This is a genomic window from Niallia oryzisoli (assembly GCF_036670025.1).
Taxonomy (GTDB): Bacteria; Bacillota; Bacilli; order Bacillales; family Cytobacillaceae; genus Bacillus_BD; species Bacillus_BD oryzisoli.
In genome coordinates this window covers 3,724,534-3,743,635 of record NZ_CP137640.1, presented here as the reverse complement: position 1 = coordinate 3,743,635, position 19,102 = coordinate 3,724,534, and the positions used below count along the sequence as shown (strand labels likewise).

The following is a 19,102-nucleotide window of genomic DNA, read 5'->3' as shown; positions in this document are numbered from 1 at the left end:
ATAATCTATTATACATGAATATATTGATATAAAAACTAAGAGGATTTATTATCCTAAAAAATGTTAAACTTTGGAACAGGAATCTGCAGTCATAACCGTGATATCACATTCTAGCACTTTTTTCATGATATATTCCTCTGCATAAAGTGCCTTGAACACATCCATGAAATGAGAACCGTCTTCTTTGATCACATCCATAGAATCCGGCCTGCTGAAATGACCATATTGAAAAGCATCGAGATTCCAGTAACAAAGCGACACGGATCCATTCCATTTGGTCGAAGCAGGTATTATGGTTTTGATAAAATGATTTTGTGCGTAAATTCCTGCGCCGGTATGATGTAACAATGCTTTCGGAGCATGGATATGCTCCCAATACATAAAGAAATCCTCCGGACGCTGCTCGTCAAAGCATTTTAATAAACCCATTCGTTTTATCCAGCGGGAATTTTCTCCAATTGGCCAATTTGGAGAACAAGGACGTAGGATTATTTGTTTGCTTTCGTATGCGCCAATAACGTTCATGCCTTTATAAAGAGAAAGAACATCAATCATACCGTCTGTCCAAACCTCATCAATGGCTAGAATACCGGTATTATCGTCTCCGCCCCAGCCCCAGCCTGCATTAATCAATTCCTGCGTTGGTTCAGTGATTACATTTGCTATATACTCTTTTATATGGGCATTACCAGCCACGTTTTTTGCATGTGAATTAAGATAAGAGGATTGGAAATTTCCACTGCCTTGTCCAGTGTTAGCACCAAGTAAGACCATCGTTTTTATCATATAAAACACCACCGTAAAATTTTGTTTTCCTATAATATAAAACAGCCCAGCCAAAAGAGGTGAGGAAACTCTACCTCTTTTGGCTGGGCTCACTTACCATCATAGACTGAATACAATCAGCCAAAGGAAAAAAAGTTTGTCATTAAAATAAATATGGATTGACTAATTGATCATTCTGCTATTTTCGATTTAAAACACTTTATGTTCTCGAACGATAAAAGTAGTTTTTTCTTCCAAGAAAGACTTTGAATGTTCCATCATTTTTAACCCGTTCTCTGACTGAAAAGCTCTCTCCATGCTTTCCGTATCTTCAAACCAAAGTTCTTCGATTCCATCAATAGGAACTTCATCATAGGTGGCTGAATTCTTTTTATCTATCGTTCTATCTACAACAAAATGCTGAATATAACCTTCCACTCCTGACATTGCAAGAATGTGATCTGGATGAATCTGCAACCACTCTTTTTTAAACCTATCAATATCTATATTTTTCTTGCGTTTTAGTAATGATATTGTTTTTATTAAAGGTCTATTTCTGTTCGGATTAACAATACTATTGGGTTTTGTTATGACAATCTGCATGCTCCCAATAAAATGAGCTTCATCTTCTTTAAGAACACTTAATCCTTCTTCATTTACCATTTCCTTTAAAGAAGTTCCTTCCTCAAAGAATAGCTGAGCGAATCCATCTGCAATATAATTGCTTCTGGTAGACTCAATTCCTAACCTGCTTGAAGTTGTTATGTGGTTTTGATAATAATGTTTGAGTCCTCCACAAAATAATTTTTTTGCTAATGGTCCGTGTTTTTCCAGCCAATATTTTTGAAAGTCCTCAGTTGTTATATGATCTTTTTTTTGAAGAATGATGGTTCTTACATACATATTATTCCTCCTGCTAACAAAATCCCTGCATAACATGTATTAATTCTCATTAACAGCTAAAATCGTTTCATTATTGGCTCTCACAGCTTTTCTTCTAAGTACCATGAATCCTATTAGAATAGATAATACCTGTATAGCTAATACGCTGAGAAATACAGTATAATAGGATCCAGTTAAGTCATAAGCAAATCCGAAAATAGTGGTTCCAAGAGCAATTGCTAAAGTAGACGCTGACATGATCATAGAAAGGATGGATGCATAATCTCGATTTCCAAAAATTTCTTTGATCATGAATGGTGGTAATAGAGTACTGCAGGAATAACCAATTCCAAAAGCTAGTCCTCCAATATAGATAGAAGCGCCACCTAAGGTTCCGCTAAATAAAATAAGCAGGATTCCTGTCATACCTGAACCGATTCCAATCACATTCGTAAGTTTAATCCCGATTTTATCGTTTAACCAGCCTATAAGGAATTTTCCGGATGTTTGTCCAATCATGACACACGTAACAACAGAAGCTGCATATGTGGTAGAGAATCCTTCTGATAGTAGATGATTTGGAATGTGGAAATTTACTGTTACCACTAGACCTAAAAATCCAGTAAAAATAAATAATGCGTAGAAGGGCATGGATTTAATCGCTTGTTTCAAAGAAGTTCCTGTTTCTTCAACAACATTTTTAGCGGATTCCTCAGCAATTTCTGCTCCATATGCAGTCATGTTCTTTTCTTTTGGATCTTTTCGAATGACAAAAATGGTAAATGGAAGGGTGATGACGGCAACAATCGCTCCAAGCACCATATAAGAAGGTCTCCATCCAATTGTTTCAATGAGATATCCGGCAAATGGGGCAGAGATTGCTCCGCCTATTCCCATAAATGTCATGGATAGTCCGAGAACGGTTCCCATTTTGATCTTAAACCAGTTGTTAATAATTAACGGCACGGCTGCATAAATTAAAAAGGAGTTGGCGATTCCAAGTACTACACCAGAAACATAAAATTGATAAACAGATGTATAGGTACCCATTAATCCAAATGCAATGGCATCCGTTAGCGCAGCAACAGATAATAGAACGCGCATATTAATTTTGTCAAAGACTTTTCCAGCAAAAGGAAGGGTAATGGTTATCACAAAATACATAAGTGTCGTATAAAACACAATATCGGCTGTACCGACTCCCAATTCAGTACTTACATGCTTATAGAATAGACCGGCGCATGCAACAATAATTCCAACGCTGCCAGCATAAATGGCACAGCAGGCAATTGCTATCCACCATGCATAATGTAGTTTTTTACTCTTTTTCGACACAATCATTCAACCCCTTTTTTTTAGTTTTATACATACATACAGTTAAAGCCTTTTATGTAGAGTCCACTAACAGATCTCCTCCTTTAAGACAAAAAAACTTATGGAAATGTAATTTCCGGCATGTGTCCTTGTCCTGGACAAACGCTTTATATTGTGACATCCCAATAGGGGATGGTACAACCGTTTCAAATCCGAAAAAAATAAGTCCAGCATAAAGTAAATAGATACTTTTATGCTGGACTTATTTACTAATAGAGAAATATTTTTGTATATCCCCGTAAATAACAGCGCTTTCATATTTGTTTGAACTATCAGAATCTTATGATAAATAATTATAATTGTCAATATCCAAAATAAAACAATGATGAAATTTATCGTTTTAAAAAGAACTATAGTTATATAAGTAGAAAAGCGGTTTTTTATATAGATTTAAATAAAATTATTACATTTTTTGATATTTTCCGAAAATAATCTTGACTTTAAACTGGCTTATTTATAAAATAAAGTCAAGAAATAAATAAAAGCTGTTATTTATTGGGGTTGACTCTTCAAAAAAGCCAATCTCTCTTCGTAAATAAGCCCAGCAAAAAAATGCATTTATGCTATTTTTTGCTGGGCTTTTTGTGTTGCTTAGGTGGAATAGGGATTGTTAACCCGATAAATGGAGCATGATTGAATGAAATTTGAAAAGGTAAAGGATGGAATTCAAATGAAGTATGAAGTAATGGAGAATCATCAGCAATTAAGAAAGACCGTTCGCAAATTTGTCCAAAAGGAAATTGTTCCAAATATTGAAGAATGGGAAAAGAATGGATTTCCAAATGAGATTTTTAGAAAAATGGGGCAAATGGGGTTATTTGGCGTACGCTACCCTGAGGAATATGGCGGCAGCAACATGGATTATTTCGCAGCCATGACTGTAACAGAGGAAATTGCTTCATCTGGATGTGCAGGTTTAGGGATGGCATTTAATGTACAGGCATTAATGGCAACGAATCCCATTTTGAAATTCGGTACAGAAGAACAGAAACAAAACTATCTTGCGCCTTCCATTGCCGGTGAAAAAATAGCTGCACTTGGGATTACTGAACCCTCTGCCGGTTCGGATGTAGCCGGATTACGGACAACAGCTACGAAAACAGATGGCGGTTGGATTATAAATGGATCCAAGGTTTTTATTACAAATGGAATAAGAGCTGATTATCAAATCCTAATCGCAAAGACGGGAGAAAAAAATGGCAGACCGTTATTTAGTATCTTTTTAGTGGACAGCAATCTAGAAGGATATACGGTTGGACGAAAGCTAGAAAAGGTCGGGATGCACGCATCAGATACTGCCGAAATCTTCCTGGAAAATGTCTTTGTTCCTGATAGTGCCTTGCTAGGTAAAGAAGGAGAAGGATTTAAGCAGTTGATGTGGCAATTAAATGGTGAGCGTTTGATTCAAGCGACTGCCTGTGTTGCGGGTGCCCAAAGGTGTCTGGATTTAGCCGTGCAATATGCAAAAGAACGGGAACAATTTGGCCGATCCTTGTCAAAGAACCAAGTCCTTAGACATTACCTGGCTGAAATGAACACCGAAGTCGAAGCGGCCCGTGCTCTTTTATATAATACGGCTGCTCACTATGATAAAGGGGAAGTGTTAGTTAAAGAAATATCCATGGCAAAATTATTGGCTTCCAAGGTTTATTATGAAGTGGCCGATAAAGCATTACAAATTCACGGCGGCTATGGCTATATGAACGAATATCCAATTTCCAGAGAATGGCGTGATGCCCGTTTAATGAGAATTGGCGGCGGCACTGACGAAGTTCAAAAGGAAATCATTGCCAAAGAGATGGATTTATAATTCTAAAAAAAAAAATGCAAGCGTTTCACTTTAGAAACTAATGCTGAATCTCTAGAGGAAACTAAAACTCATTCTCTGTGAAAGGAGTGAAAGACCATCGTAAAGTTATTTTCTTCATTTACGATAAAAGATGTCGTCCTAAAAAATAGAATCGTCATGTCACCGATGTGTATGTATTCTTCCTTTAATAGAGATGGGCATGTCAGTAAATTTCACCATATGCATTATCTAAGCAGAGCAATGGGACAGGTTGGATTAATTATCCTTGAATCGACAGCGGTTGAGCCGCAAGGAAGAATCTCTATGAAGGATCTGGGAATCTGGGATGACCATCACATCGAAGGCTTGAGTGAACTTGTCCAAGAGATTCATCGATTTGGAAGTAAGGCAGGGATTCAGCTATCGCATGCAGGCAGGAAGGCAGATGTTGAAGGCGAAATTTACGCTCCCTCTCCTATACCATATAAACAAGGTCAACTGGTACCAAAAGAACTATCCTTATCTCAAGTAGAAGAAATTATACAACAATTTAAAGAAGCAGCCAGAAGAACAAAAGCATCAGGATTTGATGTGATTGAGCTTCATGGAGCACATGGTTATTTAATCAATCAGTTTTTATCACCTTTATCAAACGATCGAAATGACCATTATGGCGGATCTAGAGAAAATCGTTATCGGTTTTTGGAAGAGATTGTAGATGGAATCAATGAGGTTTGGGATGGACCATTATTTGTCCGTTTATCCGTAAATGAATACCATCCTGAAGGAAACAGCATTAATGACATGGTCTATTTTGCTAGAAGACTGAAAGAGCAGGGCGTCGATTTAATCGATTGCAGTTCAGGGGCCATTGTACCTGCAAAGATTGATGTTTTTCCTGGCTATCAGGTTCCTCTTGCTGAGAAAATTCGCCAGGAAGCTGGAGTAGCAACAGGTGCAGTTGGATTAATCACGAACCCTCTTCATGCAGAAGAAATCGTAAAAAATAATCGGGCAGATTTAATTTTTATCGCTCGAGAACTATTGCGTAATCCTTATTGGCCATTAAAAGCGGCCAGTGAATTAGGAATTAGTATCACTGGACCAGGTCAGTATTTAAAAGCATGGGAAGAGGCCTTTCCAAGAAAAGAAATATGGTATCCAAATTAACTGTTGACTGATATGATTAGCAACCATTCAAATCATGATTAATCATAGTAGGTACATGTTTTACTATCTACTATATTAAATATAACTAAGTAGAGGATTATTTTAGGAGGTTACTATAATGGAAGAGACAAAAACCACTTTAACGAAAGAAAAAAGCATTGATCAAATCGTATATGAAAAAGCTAATGAAATCAAAACATCAGCCAATCGTCCATATTATGAAAAAATGAAACCTATTGGCAAAATGTTTGTCCGCGATAAAATTAAGTATTTAGTAGATGAAGATAGTTTTGAAGTGGAAGACGGCTTATTCGCACGCTGTAAGGATGAAGACTTTCTTCCAGGTGACGCCGTTGTTACGCTCGTGGCAAAAATAAATGGTCAGCCAGTCGCTATTATCGCGAATGATTTAACAATTAAAGCAGGAACATGGGGAAAGAAAACAATTGAAAAGATCATTCGAATGCAAGAACTTGCTGAAAAAAGAAAGATTCCGTTGATTTATATGATTGATTCAGCTGGATCAAGGCTTAATGAACAATTTGAAACATTTACAGACCGTCGTCATGCTGGAAAGATCTTTTATGATACGGCAAGATTGTCAGGTTTAATTCCGCAAATTGCTTTAGTATTTGGTCCATCACCTGCAGGAAGTGCCTATTTACCTGCATTATGTGATTTCGTTGTCATGGTGAATAAAAATGCCAGCGTTTACTTGGGTTCTCCACGAATGGCAGAGATGGCAACGGGGGAAAAGGTGTCAATGGAAGAAATGGGCGGCGCCCGTATGCACAATACAGTAAGTGGATTAGGGGATATGTTAGTAGAAAATGAGCAGGAAGCACTTGACGCTGCGAAAAAATATTTAAGCTACCTTCCACAGAATTGGTTAAAGACTCCAGCTGTTGTTGAAGCAAAACCTCCAGTTGATGGAAAGAGCATTGAAGAATTAGTACCAGCAAATCAACGGATTCCAATGGATATGTATCCAGTTATTGAGAGAATTGTAGATAAGGATTCCTTCTTTGAATTTAAAAAGTTATATGCAAAAGAAATGATTACAGGTTTTTGTAGAATCGGCGGAAGATCGATTGGAATCGTAGCGAACCAATCAAAGGTGAAGGGCGGCGTTATTTTTCCTGAATCTGCTGAAAAAGCGGCCCATTTTATCTCGCTTTGCGATGCATACAATATTCCTTTACTGTTCCTAGTAGATTTACCTGGCTTTATGGTAGGAAGTAAGGTGGAGAAGGAAGCGATTATTAGAAGAGGAGCAAGAATGCTTTCAACTGTTGCCAATGCGACTGTTCCAAGAATTGCTGTCATTGTCAGAAAGGCATATGGTGCTGGATATGTTGTGATGTCAGGTGCTTCCATGCAGCCGGATGCATGTATTGCACTACCGCAAGCACAGCCAGCGATTATGGGTCCTGAGGCTGCTGTCAATGCCATGTATTATAACAAGATTCAATCCATTGAGGATCCTGCGGAACGTCAACAGTTCATTCAAGAACAGCGTGAAAAATACAATGATGACATTAATGTGTGGAGTCCTGCATCAGAACTTTATATTGATGATGTTGTACCGGGTGACCGTTTACGTAAGGACTTGATTCAACGTTTTGATTTATACACTCAAAATAGAGACATTTTAGAAGGTATTGCACAAAAGAAAACAGTTGTTAGAAGAGGATAAAAAACAGCAAGCTGTATGAAAGCGAAAAAGTAAACTAGAATCTTACATTTAAAACAATACAAAATATGAGGTGAATAAAAATGGAAGTATTAACAAATATGGCTGGAAACGTTTGGAAAGTAGTTGTACAACCAGGTGATCAAGTAAGTGAAGGTCAGGATGTAGTGATTTTAGAATCTATGAAAATGGAAATTCCAATAAGTGCAGAGGTAAGCGGCATTGTAGATGAGATTGTCGTAAACGAAGGCGATTTCGTAAATGATGGTGATGTTGTCATTAAGTTGAAATAACTTCTTAGGGGGAGAAAACATTGTTTAAGAAAATCTTAATTGCAAATAGAGGCGAAATTGCCGCACGTATCATGAGAACGTGTAAAAAAATGGGGATTCAAACAGTAGCAGTATACTCTGAGGCCGATCAACATGCTCCACATGTAGAAATGGCAGACGAAAGCTATTTAATTGGTCCTCCAAGAGTTAATGAAAGTTATTTAAATATGGAAAAGATTATTGAGGTGGCAGTAAACGCAAACGTGGATGCGATTCATCCAGGATATGGTTTATTATCTGAAAATACAGAATTTGCTAGAAAATGTACGGAAAATAAGATTGTCTTTATCGGGCCTTCTCCTGCCACGATCTCACAAATGGGCAGCAAAATTGAGGCTAGAAAATTAATGAGCCAAGCAGGTGTTCCAATTGTTCCCGGCACAGACGCTCCTTTAGCAGATGTGGAAGAGGCTGTTCTTGAAGCAAAAAATATCGGATATCCGATCATGTTAAAAGCTTCTGCTGGAGGCGGGGGTATTGGAATGCAGCGAGTGGATGATGAAGAAGCACTTAGAAAGGCATTTCAAGGGAACCAAAAACGGGCAAAAGACTTTTTTGGCGATGGAGCGATGTTTCTAGAAAAACTTATTTTAAACCCGCGCCATATCGAAATTCAATTATTAGCAGACAAAGAGGGTAATACGATTTATTTAGGGGAAAGAGAATGCTCGATTCAAAGAAGACATCAAAAAGTAGTCGAAGAAGCTCCTTCACCATTTATTGATGAAGAAACTAGAAGAGAAATGGGCGGAGCAGCGGTTCGTGCAGCAAAAGCAATCGGATATGAAAATGCTGGGACTGTAGAATTCATCATGGATGAGAATAAGAATTTTTACTTCCTAGAGGTTAATACTCGATTACAGGTTGAGCATCCGATTACAGAAGAAGTCACTGGTTTAGACCTAGTAGAACAAATGATTAGGATTGCAAATGGTGAAACGCTGTCCATTCGTCAAGAGGATGTGCAATTAAACGGACATGCGATTGAAGTAAGAATATATGCGGAGGACCCAAATACGTTCTTCCCTTCACCAGGAACAATTACAAACTTAAGTATTCCTTACGGAGAAAATATTCGTCACGAATTGGCTGTTAAATCAGGATCAGTAGTAACGCCATTTTATGATCCGATGATTGCCAAACTAATTGTAAAAGGAAACACTCGTAACGAAGCGATAAGCAATATGAGTGAAGGATTGGATCAATATGTAGTAGAAGGGATTAAAACGAATATTCCAACCTTAAAGAGAATTGTAGATCATCCGGAATATAAGGCTGGAAATACAACAACCAATTTTATTGACAGCTACTTAAAAGCAACGAAGGTAAATTAATCGCACATATTTCGATTGGAAGAAGGTGTTTTAAGTGAAAGAGAATCATATTTTAGTTGAGATTCAGGATCACGTCGCGACCATTACGTTAAATAGACCGGAAAAACATAATGCCTTAACTGGTGATATGATGGAAGACTTTGTTTCGATTCTAAATGAATTAAATGCTAACTCTGATGTTCGTGTCCTGTTATTGACAGGTGCAGGAGAAAAATCCTTTTGCTCAGGGGCCGACCTAGGCGGCATGAGTGAAAATAATGAGCAGCATATTTTAACCTATAAGGGACATGTATCAAAATATAGGGATTGTCTGCTTGCTATTCATCAATTGAAAAAACCGATTATTGCCGCAGTTAATGGCTATGCATTGGCAGGAGGATTAGGACTCGCTGCAGTATGTAATATCACCTTTGCAAAGGAAGGTGCATTGTTTGGAGCACCGGAAATTAATGTAGGTCTTTGGGGAATGATGATCAGTGCACCATTAATTCGAGCGATTGGTTCCAAAAAAACGTATGAATTATTTTACACAGGGAAAAAGATTCATGCATTTGAAGCAAAAGAGATCGGGCTTGTAAACACTGTTTATCCTGATAACGAATTATTAGAGGAAGCAACCCAATTTGCCCGTCAACTGGCCAAACGAAATCCAACTGCATTAACGTTAGGCAGAGAAGCGATGCAGATGATCCAAGGAATGGATTATGAGAAATCATTGAATTACCTGCGTGATCAAGTTGTTATTTTAGGTGAAACCGAGGATTCAAAGGAAGGTATGAATGCTTTTCTCGAAAAACGAGAGCCTGTATGGAGCGGAAGGTAATTAAAAAATTTTTTTGAAGGGTTTATAACCTAAAACGCTATAAAAAATAATATTGATAACAAATTGGTTATAAACCCTTTGAAACCTTGTTTAGTCTGCTTCTGAGAGCAACTAAGTTGGATGAGAATTTATGATAAAGGAGGGGAGTTTCCCAATGAAGATCATTTCTTTCCAGAATGAAAATAAAATGAGTGTCGGGATCGTTGAAGAAAATACTGTGGTTGATGTTAGCCATGAATTTCCCGATGTTTTATCCATCATTAAAGCAGGAAGTAATGGGCTAGATAAGATTGATAGGATACTAAATTCTAATGTTGAACGAAAACCGTTAAAAATTGAGAGTCTATTATCACCCATACCTAAATTAGAACGAAACGTCATGTGTGTCGGGTGGAATTACTTAGAACATTTTAACGAACGTTTCCGCCAGGATATTGACTTGCCGGCTAAACCAACGGTCTTCACAAAAGCCACAGAGTCTGTCGCAGGTCCTTATGAGGGAATCCCTTTCCCGGAAAACTTTACAGAAAAATTTGACTATGAAGCAGAACTTGCTGTTGTCATTGGACGCAAAGGAAAAAATATTTTGGAAGAAGAGGCATCCGATTATATATTCGGGTACATGTGTGCGAATGATCTATCTGCAAGGGATGTACAGCAAGCTCATGGCGGTCAATGGTTTATGGGGAAAAGTATGGACAAATCGTGTCCTATGGGCCCTTGGCTGGTTACGAAGGATGAAATAGAAGATGTTCAAAACTTAGAGGTCACCTGCAAAGTAAATGGTCAGACGGTTCAGTCAAGTAATACAAATTTAATGATGTTTTCTGTCAACCGTATTATTGCCGAGCTTTCAAAGGGAATGACGCTTCTGCCGGGGGATATTATCCTAACTGGAACACCGAGCGGTATCGGTGCCAAACGGAATCCTCCGTTGTTTTTAAGAGCAGGGGATGTTATCGAAGTAGCGATTTCAGGAATTGGCAGTATTAAGAATGGAATTGTAACGGTTGATGAATCTATTAAGCTAGAAGTTTGATTATCTAAGAATCTATTTTATCACTAAAGAGGGGTGCTTCTATGGTTATGAAAAGTACTAGTAACAAGAAAGTTCTTGCTGTTAAAGCCGCTGATCTTTCGAAGCAGACAGCCCAATCCGATAACTTGCCAAGAGTCACAGGTGTTGACTCACCAAATTATTGGATGGGACGAGTAATGGGAGAAGCAGGAAAGGTATCAGGTGCGCATCATCATGGGGAAGCAGAGACAGCAGGATATATTCTGAGCGGCTCCACAAGAATTTACTATGGTGAGGGTTATAAAGAGTATGTTGATTTAGAAAAGGGTGACTTTTTGTATGTGCCGCCGTTTATCCCGCATATTGAGGAAACATTAAGCGAGACGGAGCCGGTGGTATTTATTACTTCTAGAACAAAGGGGAATATTGTTGTCAATTTGGACGTAAACGACATATCTGTCTTTTCTCAAAAGTATGATGACCTCATCGTAGTCAAAGCCAATGAATTAAATACTGCTACGGTTCAAACAGAAAATATAGTAAGGCAGATGGCATTGGACACATCGAACCTATGGAAGGGCTATGAAGTCATTGCACCGGGAAAAGATTCAGGTGCACACCATCATGGTGAGGCACAGTCAGGAGGCTATATACTCAGCGGACAGTTGCGCATATATTTTGGTGAAGACTATGAAGAATTTGTCGATTTGGAGTCTGGTGACTTCTTCAATGTACCTCCAAATGTACAGCATATTGAAAAAAATATGAGTGATACTGAGTCGGTTGTGTTCGTTACTTCACGGCACCCAGGAAACATTGTTATCAATTTAAAGAATTAATCATTTATTTGAACGAAAATGGCAAACGCTGTCATATTAAATAACCTGAATTTATTGGAGGGATTATATTGGCATTTCCAAAAAAGGTAGTCATACGCGAAGTAGGGCCAAGGGAAGGCATGCAAATTGAAAAGACAGCGGTGTCTACGGAAGATAAGATCCGATTAGTAGATTTGCTTTCTGAATGTAATTTTCCCGTGATTGAAGTGACTTCATTTGTGAGTCCGAAATGGGTACCGCAGATGGCAGACGCGGAATTGATTGCTAAAGGCTTTAAAAGGAATCCAGGTACAGAGTACCAGTGTATCTACCTGAATTCAAAGGGAATTGAGAGGGCCCAAGCTACTGGGAAATTTGATTTGGAAGGTGTTATTAGTATCATTGCAAGTGAAACGTTCTCCAAAAAGAACACAAATCGGTCCATCGAAGAGACATTTGATGAAATGGATGAACGAATTGCCGTTTTACGTAAGTTTGATGTTCCGGTGAGTACCGTTGCTGTTATGACTGCTTTTGGTTGTAACTATGAGGGACATGTTGATCCGGAACATGTGGTTCAACTGATTTCAAGAACATTTGAAAAGGCAAACGCACATGGGTTTAATCCGGATCGTATCCTACTTGGTGATACAGTTGGATGGGCAAATCCTGTGTCTACCGAGTACCTTGTCGGTGAGGTGCAAAAAAGGTGGCCGGACAAAACAATCATCTTACATTTGCATGATACCCGTGGGATGGGGCTGGCCAACGCCTATGTTGGATTAAAGATGGGGGTCACACATTTTGATTCATCCGTAGGAGGGTTAGGTGGCTGCCCATTCGGTGGATCAAAGGGTGCTGCCGGAAACATTGCAACGGAAGATCTTGTTCACATGTGTCATGAGCTGGGAATTGAAACTGGAATTGACTTAGACAAGCTTATAGAGGTAACCCTGGAAGCAGAAAGAATTCTTGGTCGCGACCTCCCAAGTAAGGTGGCCAAAGGGGGAAGCTTAGCCTCTTATCGGCAGGTGCCTTCGCGTTAATGAACTCAAATTGGAGTACGTCGTCCTATCCTTCATTTCAATAGGAAGCGTTGCTCCAATTTTTATTATGCTGCTTTTTTTATAGCTCCTTGGATGGTGTAAACATGGAAATAACTAGACATCTTTTATTCAACTTATCATTATTATTAGTTATTTTGTTTTTCTATTTAATGTGGTTAGAAAGAAGAAAAAATATGCCTAAATTTATAACGATAGGCAGTTTCATCTGCTCAATAGTAGTATGTTTTCTTTTTTCTTATCAACCTATTCCTAATGTTTCATACGATTTAAGACTGATTCCCGTCTTAATTGGCGGTTTATATTTCGGAATTGGGCCATTACTGACAATAATCGTTCTTATTGTTAGAGCTTTTTATGGCATGGATCAAGGGTTTTTTGTGGGTTTAACGATATACGGTTCATTAACCTTCCTTTTAATAATGTTACATCCTTGGTTTATGAGACAACATCCAAAAAGACGGATATCTTTTTCAGTTATTTTAGCTATTATTTTTAGTTTGTTAACGGTATTACTTTTACCATTGATTGATTGGGTTTCTCTTGATTTTGATGCCTTATTTGCTTATATATTCGTTCCAACTCTCGGAATTTTTATTTTTTCCTATTCAGTTGAATTTTCTTTAAAAAATATTCGTTTATATAATCGAGTCATTGATTCGGAAAAAACGATTGCACTTGAACAAATGGGAGCCGCAATCGCGCATGAAATAAGGAACCCGCTTACAACGGCAATCGGATTTGTCCAGCTTCTTCAAGAAACAGAAGTTGATAAAACCAAAAGGCAGCAATACCTTACGATGGTAAAGCAAGAGCTGGATTCAGCAGAGTTAATTATTAAAGATTATCTGATTTATTCACGACAGTTTACGGAACAAGTTGAAGAAATTGATGTAAACCAAGAGTTAAATCACGTCCTTAGTACATTGCGGCCATTAGCTGAAGAACATTCTGTTAATTTTTATACTAGCTACTTATCAGTTGGAACGATCACAGGGAATATAAAAAAATTTCGGCAATGCTTATTTAATATTATAAAAAATGGGATTGAGTCCATGCCATCAGGTGGGAGTTTAATTGTTTGCACCCAACTACACCATTCAAATGTCATCATTGAAATTAAAGATAAAGGGACAGGTATGAGTACGGAACAGCTAGAGCAGCTAGGGAAGCCTTATTATTTGACAAGCGGGCCTAAGGGAACTGGTTTAAGTATGATGGTTTCGTTTGGCATTGTGAGGGCAATGAAAGGGAGTATAAAAGTAAAAAGTGAAATGGGTAATGGAACAACTTTTCTCATTTCTTTTCCTAGCAACCCAAATTCGAAAGAATATTGGGAAAATTATAAAAAGTTATTGAATTAATAACCTAAACTAGTGTAAAATACAAATATAGATAACAGGGAGGTTATAATGATGATCAATAATAATACGATCTTAACCACTGGCTTTGCTCAGCTTCCAAAAGGAACTACGCAGTCTGAAAAATATCAATCACTAGCAGTCGTTTTAATTATTAATGTTGAAACAGAAGTGATTGAAGATGCTGAATTTACATTTATCGCGGACTTACAAAATTATTATTTAACCTCACTTGTCAGAGGATATGATTTAAAACAAGGAATTAATCCTTTAATTGATATTCTTCGGAGTCGTGTATTAACACCGTCACAAGGTGCAGTCATCCAATCGATTAAATCGGCTTGGGATCGATACAAAGAGTCGAAGGCAGTAGTTTACGCAATATAAATTATGAATAAGAAGTGCTGGTTATCTATGGGGAAAGTCCAAAATCTTTCTTAAATAATAGATAGAGGCCCAGCAACATAAGCAAAGGCTTATTGTTGCTGGGCCTCTATCTATTCGTTTGAGAATAGGGGGAAGTCTATGGTTGTAGTAAATATTTAATGGACCATCGAAAACTACCCGATAACTGGGTAACAGAATTTTACTATATAGAAAAATAAATAAATGAAGACGAGGAGGAAAATATATGAATATTTATGTTGTTATGAAACGCACATTTGATACAGAAGAAAAAATTTCGATTCAAAATGGAAAAATCAGTGAGGAAAGCGCAGAATTTATCATTAATCCTTACGATGAATATGCGATTGAAGAAGCTCTTAAACTACGAGAAGAGCATGGCGGGGAAGTGACTGTTGTCACTATTGGAGAAGAGGAAGCGGAGAAAGAACTTCGAACGGCTCTTGCTATGGGTGCAGATAAGGCAGTTCTAATTGATGAGGAAGAGCTGGAAGAGGGAGATGAATTCTCTACCACGGCTATATTGAGCGCTTATTTTAAAGAAAAGGCTTTAGATATTATTTTAGCAGGAAACGTAACCGTTGATGGCGGATCTGGACAAGTTGGTCCAAGACTGGCTGAGGAATTAGAGATTTCGATTGTAACAACCATTACGAAGTTATCCATTGAGGGGAATAAAGCCGTGATTGAACGTGATGCAGAAGGAGATGTTGAAACGATTGAAACAACGCTTCCATTGCTAGTGACTTGTCAACAAGGGCTCAATGAGCCTCGTTATCCTTCCCTCCCAGGTATTATGAAGGCAAAGAAAAAGCCGCTGGAAAAATTAGAATTAGAGGATTTAGATCTCAATGAAGATGGCGTTGAAGCAAAAACAAAAGTGGTTGAACGTTTCTTACCTCCTGTCAAAGGGGAAGGGAAAATTCTTGAAGGAGAAATCTCACAGCAGGTTAAGGAGCTTACATCGTTATTAGTAACAGAAGCAAAAGTAATTTAACTGGTATTATAGTAGATCAATAATTAGAAGATATTAGAGGAGGGACCAATATGTCAAAAAAAGTACTAGTGTTAGGTGAAATACGTCAAGGGGATTTGCGTCAAGTTTCGTTTGAAGCAATTGCAGCCGCAAAACAAATTGCCGACGGAGGCGAAGTAGTAGGAGTATTAATAGGCAGCGAGGCAGCAAGTATTGCCGAAACGATGATTCAATATGGGGCTGACCGTATTGTCATTCCTGAACATCCTCATTTATGGAGCTATACTTCCGATGGATACACACAGGCTATTACACAGGTAGTAGAAACGGAAAAACCTGATGCTATTATTCTAGGACATACTTCAATTGGAAAAGAAATTTCTGCACGAATGGCGGCAAAGTTGAAAGCGGGACTCATTTCAGATGCGGTTAATCTAGAGGTAAATGGAGATGAAGTTGCCTTTATTCGGCCTATTTATTCGGGGAAGGCATTTGAGAAGAAAGTGATCAAGGATGGACTGATTTTTGCTACAATCCGTCCGAATAATATTGCTGTACTTGAAAAGAATGAATCACTTACAGGGAAAGTAGCGTCCATAAATGTTGAAGTAAAGGATTTACGCACGATTGTACAGGATGTGATTCGAAAAACAGCGGGAGGGGTTGATCTTACAGAAGCGAAAATCATCGTATCCGGAGGCCGCGGGGTGAAGAGCCAGGAAGGATTTACTGTATTACAGGAATTAGCAGATGTGTTAGGTGGAGCAGTAGGAGCTTCCCGTGGTGCATGTGACGCAGGGTATAGTGATTATTCGTTGCAAATTGGTCAAACCGGTAAAGTGGTGACACCTGATCTATATATTGCCTGCGGAATTTCTGGAGCGATTCAACACGTAGCAGGTATGTCCAATTCCAAAATCATTGTAGCCATTAATAAAGATCCGGAAGCACCGATATTCAATGTAGCTGATTACGGTATTGTGGGTGATTTGTTTGAGGTTGTACCTTTGTTAACGGAAGAATTCAAAAAAATCACCGTTGGTGCGGGTGTCTAAGTGATTAGCGGGAGGAGTGAAATCCTCCCAGAATTGTCATCGGGGGGATATAAGGGATGTTATCATTACTGAATTTACTTGCTTTCCTAGCCGTGGCTGGATATGCAGTCTATTTGTTTGTCAATCTAGTATACACTCGCTATTTATTTATTAAGCTTGGAAAAAAGGCAGAGTTTGAACCAAACTTAAAAGAAAGAATCCATCTCGTATTAACCAACGGTTTCGGTCAGTCTAAATTATTAAAAGACAAGAAAAGCGGCTTCATGCATTTAATCTTATTTTATACTTTTTTTATCATTCAAGTAGGCCTTATTGAACTAATTATAAAGGGGTTTATTAAAGGGTATGAATTTCCTTTTGGTGAAGCCCATAAATATTTCAGTCTGCTGCAGGAATGGGCAACATTCCTAATGCTTTTGGCTGTCATATATGGTTTTTACCGACGTTATGGTGAAAAGTTAAAGCGGTTGCAATGGAAGCGTGACGGCAAAGCGGCTTTTGTGTATATCGCTTTATGTACATTGACTTTTTCTATCCTTCTTACATTGGGATTTGAAGCAGTGATGTTGAATCATGAACCAAATCTAGTCTATGCTCCATTCTCCGGTGCGATTGCGCTCCTGTTTTCAGAGATTGGAACAATGACTGGAACGGTGGTGTTCTATGTTTGCTGGTGGGTTCATATGCTGACTGTTTTCACATTCTTTGTGTTTGTTCCACAGTCAAAACAATTCCATGAGTTATTCGCGATGATCAATATTTTCTTTAAGAAAACCGGACCAGTTGGGAAGTTAAGGAAGATTGATTTTGAGGAAGAAACTGCTGAAGAATTCGGGGTCGGGAAAATCGAGGATTTCACTCAAGCCCAGTTGATTGATCTGTATGCATGTGCAGAATGCGGCCGATGCACCAATATGTGTCCTGCATCAGGAACCGGTAAAACATTATCTCCTATGGATTTGATTGTAAAAATGAGAGACCATTTGACAGAAAAAGGAGCAGCCGTTACATCAAGGCAGCCATGGGCACCTGCCTTTGCGTTTAAAAACACAAAAGCCAACAAGCTTGCTCTAGCGGGCAGCGGTGCTCAGGAAGTTGCAGCAACCATGGAGAGTGTTAGTTTAATAGGTGATGTGATTACAGAAGAAGAGATTTGGGCCTGTACAACCTGTCGTAACTGTGAAGACCAATGCCCCGTTGCAAATGAGCATGTGGATAAAATCATTGATTTACGCCGTTACCTCGTTCTAACAGAAGGAAAAATGAATTCTGATGCCCAACGTGCGATGACAAATATTGAACGTCAAGGAAATCCATGGGGTCTTAACCGTAAGGAACGTGTCAATTGGCGTGATGCTTTAGAGGAAGTGGTAATTCCAACTGCAAAAGAAATGAAAAAAGCAGGAGAAGAGTTTGATTACCTGTTTTATGTTGGATCAATGGGATCTTACGATAACCGTAGTCAAAAGCTTACCATGTCCTTTGCCCGTCTTTTGCATAAGGCTGGAGTAAAGATTGCAATCCTCGGGAATGAAGAAAAAAACTCAGGGGATACACCGCGACGACTTGGGAATGAGTTTTTATTCCAAGAACTGGCGAATGCCAATATTGAAACATTTAAGAAGTATGATGTGAAGAAAATTGTGACGATGGACCCTCATGCTTTTAATACATTTAAAAATGAATATCCAGAGTTTGGTTTAGAAGCAGAGGTTTTTCATCACACGCAGCTGCTTGAAAAATTGGTCAAAGAAGGGAAGCTGCAGCCAAAGAACACGGTAGATGAAGTGATTACTTACCATGATTCTTGTTATTTAGGACGCTACAATAATACGTATGAGGCACCAAGAGAAATTTTAAAAGCGATTCCGGGTGTAAAAATGGTAGAACCTGAGCGGAAGCGTGAAACGGCGATGTGCTGCGGTGCCGGCGGCGGATTAATGTGGATGGAAGAGGATCAGGGTTCACGTATTAATCTATCACGAACTGAGCAGCTTCTTGAAGCTAATCCAACGATCATTAGTACAGGCTGTCCATATTGCTTAACGATGATCAGTGATGGAACAAAAGCAAAAGAAGTGGAAGAAAAAGTCAAGACGTTGGACGTTGTTGAGATTCTTGAAAGGTCAGTCATCTAGTAAAACAATTTTATGAAAAAAATAATTTCAAAAAAAAGGCTTCAGCTATAAATGAAGTCTTTTTTTTTTGAAAGAAATGAATTAATATTAATAGCAATATAGAAA

At 38.4% G+C, this 19,102-nt stretch carries 17 protein-coding genes; 14 read left to right on the top strand and 3 right to left on the bottom strand.

The annotated features are described in order from the left end of the window. Positions 1–63: 63 nt before the first annotated feature. The 3 genes from R4Z09_RS18840 to R4Z09_RS18830 all read right to left on the bottom strand — a co-directional run bounded on the left by R4Z09_RS18840 (position 64) and on the right by R4Z09_RS18830 (position 2,982). Positions 64–786, bottom strand: a complete 723-nt coding sequence (locus tag R4Z09_RS18840; RefSeq protein ID WP_338448289.1) for an EthD domain-containing protein — start codon at positions 784–786, stop codon at positions 64–66. 189 nt (positions 787–975) lie between these two features. Beyond that, the gene (locus R4Z09_RS18835) at positions 976–1,668 is read right to left on the bottom strand and encodes an EthD family reductase (RefSeq protein WP_338448288.1); all 693 of its coding nucleotides are present in this window, start codon (positions 1,666–1,668) and stop codon (positions 976–978) included. 39 nt (positions 1,669–1,707) lie between these two features. Continuing rightward, positions 1,708–2,982 (bottom strand): MFS transporter, encoded by a 1,275-nt coding sequence (locus R4Z09_RS18830; protein ID WP_338448287.1) that lies wholly within the window; start codon positions 2,980–2,982, stop codon positions 1,708–1,710. A gap of 676 nt (positions 2,983–3,658) precedes the next feature. Between R4Z09_RS18830 and R4Z09_RS18825 the strand changes: the two genes are divergently transcribed. The 14 genes from R4Z09_RS18825 (at position 3,659) to R4Z09_RS18760 (ending at position 18,997) form a co-directional block, all read left to right on the top strand. Then, the gene (locus R4Z09_RS18825) at positions 3,659–4,831 is read left to right on the top strand and encodes an acyl-CoA dehydrogenase family protein (protein WP_338448286.1); all 1,173 of its coding nucleotides are present in this window, start codon (positions 3,659–3,661) and stop codon (positions 4,829–4,831) included. 156 nt (positions 4,832–4,987) lie between these two features. Continuing rightward, positions 4,988–5,980 (top strand): NADPH dehydrogenase NamA, encoded by a 993-nt coding sequence (namA, locus tag R4Z09_RS18820; RefSeq protein ID WP_422392197.1) that lies wholly within the window; start codon positions 4,988–4,990, stop codon positions 5,978–5,980. A gap of 118 nt (positions 5,981–6,098) precedes the next feature. Then, complete coding sequence (locus R4Z09_RS18815) at positions 6,099–7,676, top strand: acyl-CoA carboxylase subunit beta (protein WP_338448285.1); 1,578 nt, start codon at positions 6,099–6,101, stop codon at positions 7,674–7,676. 80 nt (positions 7,677–7,756) lie between these two features. Next, positions 7,757–7,966, top strand: coding sequence for an acetyl-CoA carboxylase biotin carboxyl carrier protein subunit (locus tag R4Z09_RS18810; protein WP_338448284.1), 210 nt, complete (start codon positions 7,757–7,759; stop codon positions 7,964–7,966). A 20-nt stretch (positions 7,967–7,986) separates the two neighbouring features. Next, a complete protein-coding gene (locus R4Z09_RS18805) occupies positions 7,987–9,339 on the top strand; it encodes an acetyl-CoA carboxylase biotin carboxylase subunit (protein ID WP_338448283.1) in 1,353 nt (450 codons plus the stop codon). A 34-nt stretch (positions 9,340–9,373) separates the two neighbouring features. Then, positions 9,374–10,162 (top strand): enoyl-CoA hydratase/isomerase family protein, encoded by a 789-nt coding sequence (locus tag R4Z09_RS18800; protein WP_338448282.1) that lies wholly within the window; start codon positions 9,374–9,376, stop codon positions 10,160–10,162. Positions 10,163–10,316: 154 nt separating this feature from the next. Continuing rightward, positions 10,317–11,201 carry a fumarylacetoacetate hydrolase family protein gene (locus R4Z09_RS18795; RefSeq protein WP_338448281.1) on the top strand — a complete coding sequence of 295 codons (885 nt, stop codon included), beginning with the start codon at positions 10,317–10,319 and terminating at the stop codon, positions 11,199–11,201. A 41-nt stretch (positions 11,202–11,242) separates the two neighbouring features. Beyond that, on the top strand, positions 11,243–12,019 hold the full coding sequence (locus tag R4Z09_RS18790; protein ID WP_338448280.1) for a cupin domain-containing protein: 777 nt from the start codon (positions 11,243–11,245) through the stop codon (positions 12,017–12,019). Between the two features lie 68 nt (positions 12,020–12,087). Then, positions 12,088–13,044 carry a hydroxymethylglutaryl-CoA lyase gene (locus tag R4Z09_RS18785; RefSeq protein ID WP_338448279.1) on the top strand — a complete coding sequence of 319 codons (957 nt, stop codon included), beginning with the start codon at positions 12,088–12,090 and terminating at the stop codon, positions 13,042–13,044. A 104-nt stretch (positions 13,045–13,148) separates the two neighbouring features. Beyond that, positions 13,149–14,426: a HAMP domain-containing sensor histidine kinase gene (locus R4Z09_RS18780; protein ID WP_338448278.1), complete on the top strand. Its 1,278-nt coding sequence runs from the start codon at positions 13,149–13,151 to the stop codon at positions 14,424–14,426. A 48-nt stretch (positions 14,427–14,474) separates the two neighbouring features. Next, positions 14,475–14,810 (top strand): DUF3870 domain-containing protein, encoded by a 336-nt coding sequence (locus tag R4Z09_RS18775; protein WP_338448277.1) that lies wholly within the window; start codon positions 14,475–14,477, stop codon positions 14,808–14,810. A gap of 244 nt (positions 14,811–15,054) precedes the next feature. Then, complete coding sequence (locus R4Z09_RS18770) at positions 15,055–15,825, top strand: electron transfer flavoprotein subunit beta/FixA family protein (protein WP_338448276.1); 771 nt, start codon at positions 15,055–15,057, stop codon at positions 15,823–15,825. Between the two features lie 50 nt (positions 15,826–15,875). Then, a complete protein-coding gene (locus tag R4Z09_RS18765; protein ID WP_338448275.1) occupies positions 15,876–16,859 on the top strand; it encodes an electron transfer flavoprotein subunit alpha/FixB family protein in 984 nt (327 codons plus the stop codon). Positions 16,860–16,915: 56 nt separating this feature from the next. After that, entirely contained in the window at positions 16,916–18,997 is a 2,082-nt protein-coding gene (locus R4Z09_RS18760) for a (Fe-S)-binding protein (protein WP_338448274.1), read from the top strand. Positions 18,998–19,102 lie beyond the last annotated feature (105 nt).

What these genes read in the sequence shown, in the direction of transcription:
- R4Z09_RS18840 (WP_338448289.1), bottom strand. Translation starts at nt 786, where the DNA reads ATGATAAAAACGATGGTCTTACTTGGTGCTAACACTGGACAAGGCAGT.
- R4Z09_RS18835 (WP_338448288.1), bottom strand. Translation starts at nt 1,668, where the DNA reads ATGTATGTAAGAACCATCATTCTTCAAAAAAAAGATCATATAACAACT.
- R4Z09_RS18825 (WP_338448286.1), top strand. Translation starts at nt 3,659, where the DNA reads ATGAAATTTGAAAAGGTAAAGGATGGAATTCAAATGAAGTATGAAGTA.
- namA (WP_422392197.1), top strand. Translation starts at nt 4,988, where the DNA reads ATGTCACCGATGTGTATGTATTCTTCCTTTAATAGAGATGGGCATGTC.
- R4Z09_RS18815 (WP_338448285.1), top strand. Translation starts at nt 6,099, where the DNA reads ATGGAAGAGACAAAAACCACTTTAACGAAAGAAAAAAGCATTGATCAA.
- R4Z09_RS18810 (WP_338448284.1), top strand. Translation starts at nt 7,757, where the DNA reads ATGGAAGTATTAACAAATATGGCTGGAAACGTTTGGAAAGTAGTTGTA.
- R4Z09_RS18795 (WP_338448281.1), top strand. Translation starts at nt 10,317, where the DNA reads ATGAAGATCATTTCTTTCCAGAATGAAAATAAAATGAGTGTCGGGATC.
- R4Z09_RS18790 (WP_338448280.1), top strand. Translation starts at nt 11,243, where the DNA reads ATGGTTATGAAAAGTACTAGTAACAAGAAAGTTCTTGCTGTTAAAGCC.
- R4Z09_RS18780 (WP_338448278.1), top strand. Translation starts at nt 13,149, where the DNA reads ATGGAAATAACTAGACATCTTTTATTCAACTTATCATTATTATTAGTT.
- R4Z09_RS18775 (WP_338448277.1), top strand. Translation starts at nt 14,475, where the DNA reads ATGATGATCAATAATAATACGATCTTAACCACTGGCTTTGCTCAGCTT.
- R4Z09_RS18770 (WP_338448276.1), top strand. Translation starts at nt 15,055, where the DNA reads ATGAATATTTATGTTGTTATGAAACGCACATTTGATACAGAAGAAAAA.
- R4Z09_RS18765 (WP_338448275.1), top strand. Translation starts at nt 15,876, where the DNA reads ATGTCAAAAAAAGTACTAGTGTTAGGTGAAATACGTCAAGGGGATTTG.
- R4Z09_RS18760 (WP_338448274.1), top strand. Translation starts at nt 16,916, where the DNA reads ATGTTATCATTACTGAATTTACTTGCTTTCCTAGCCGTGGCTGGATAT.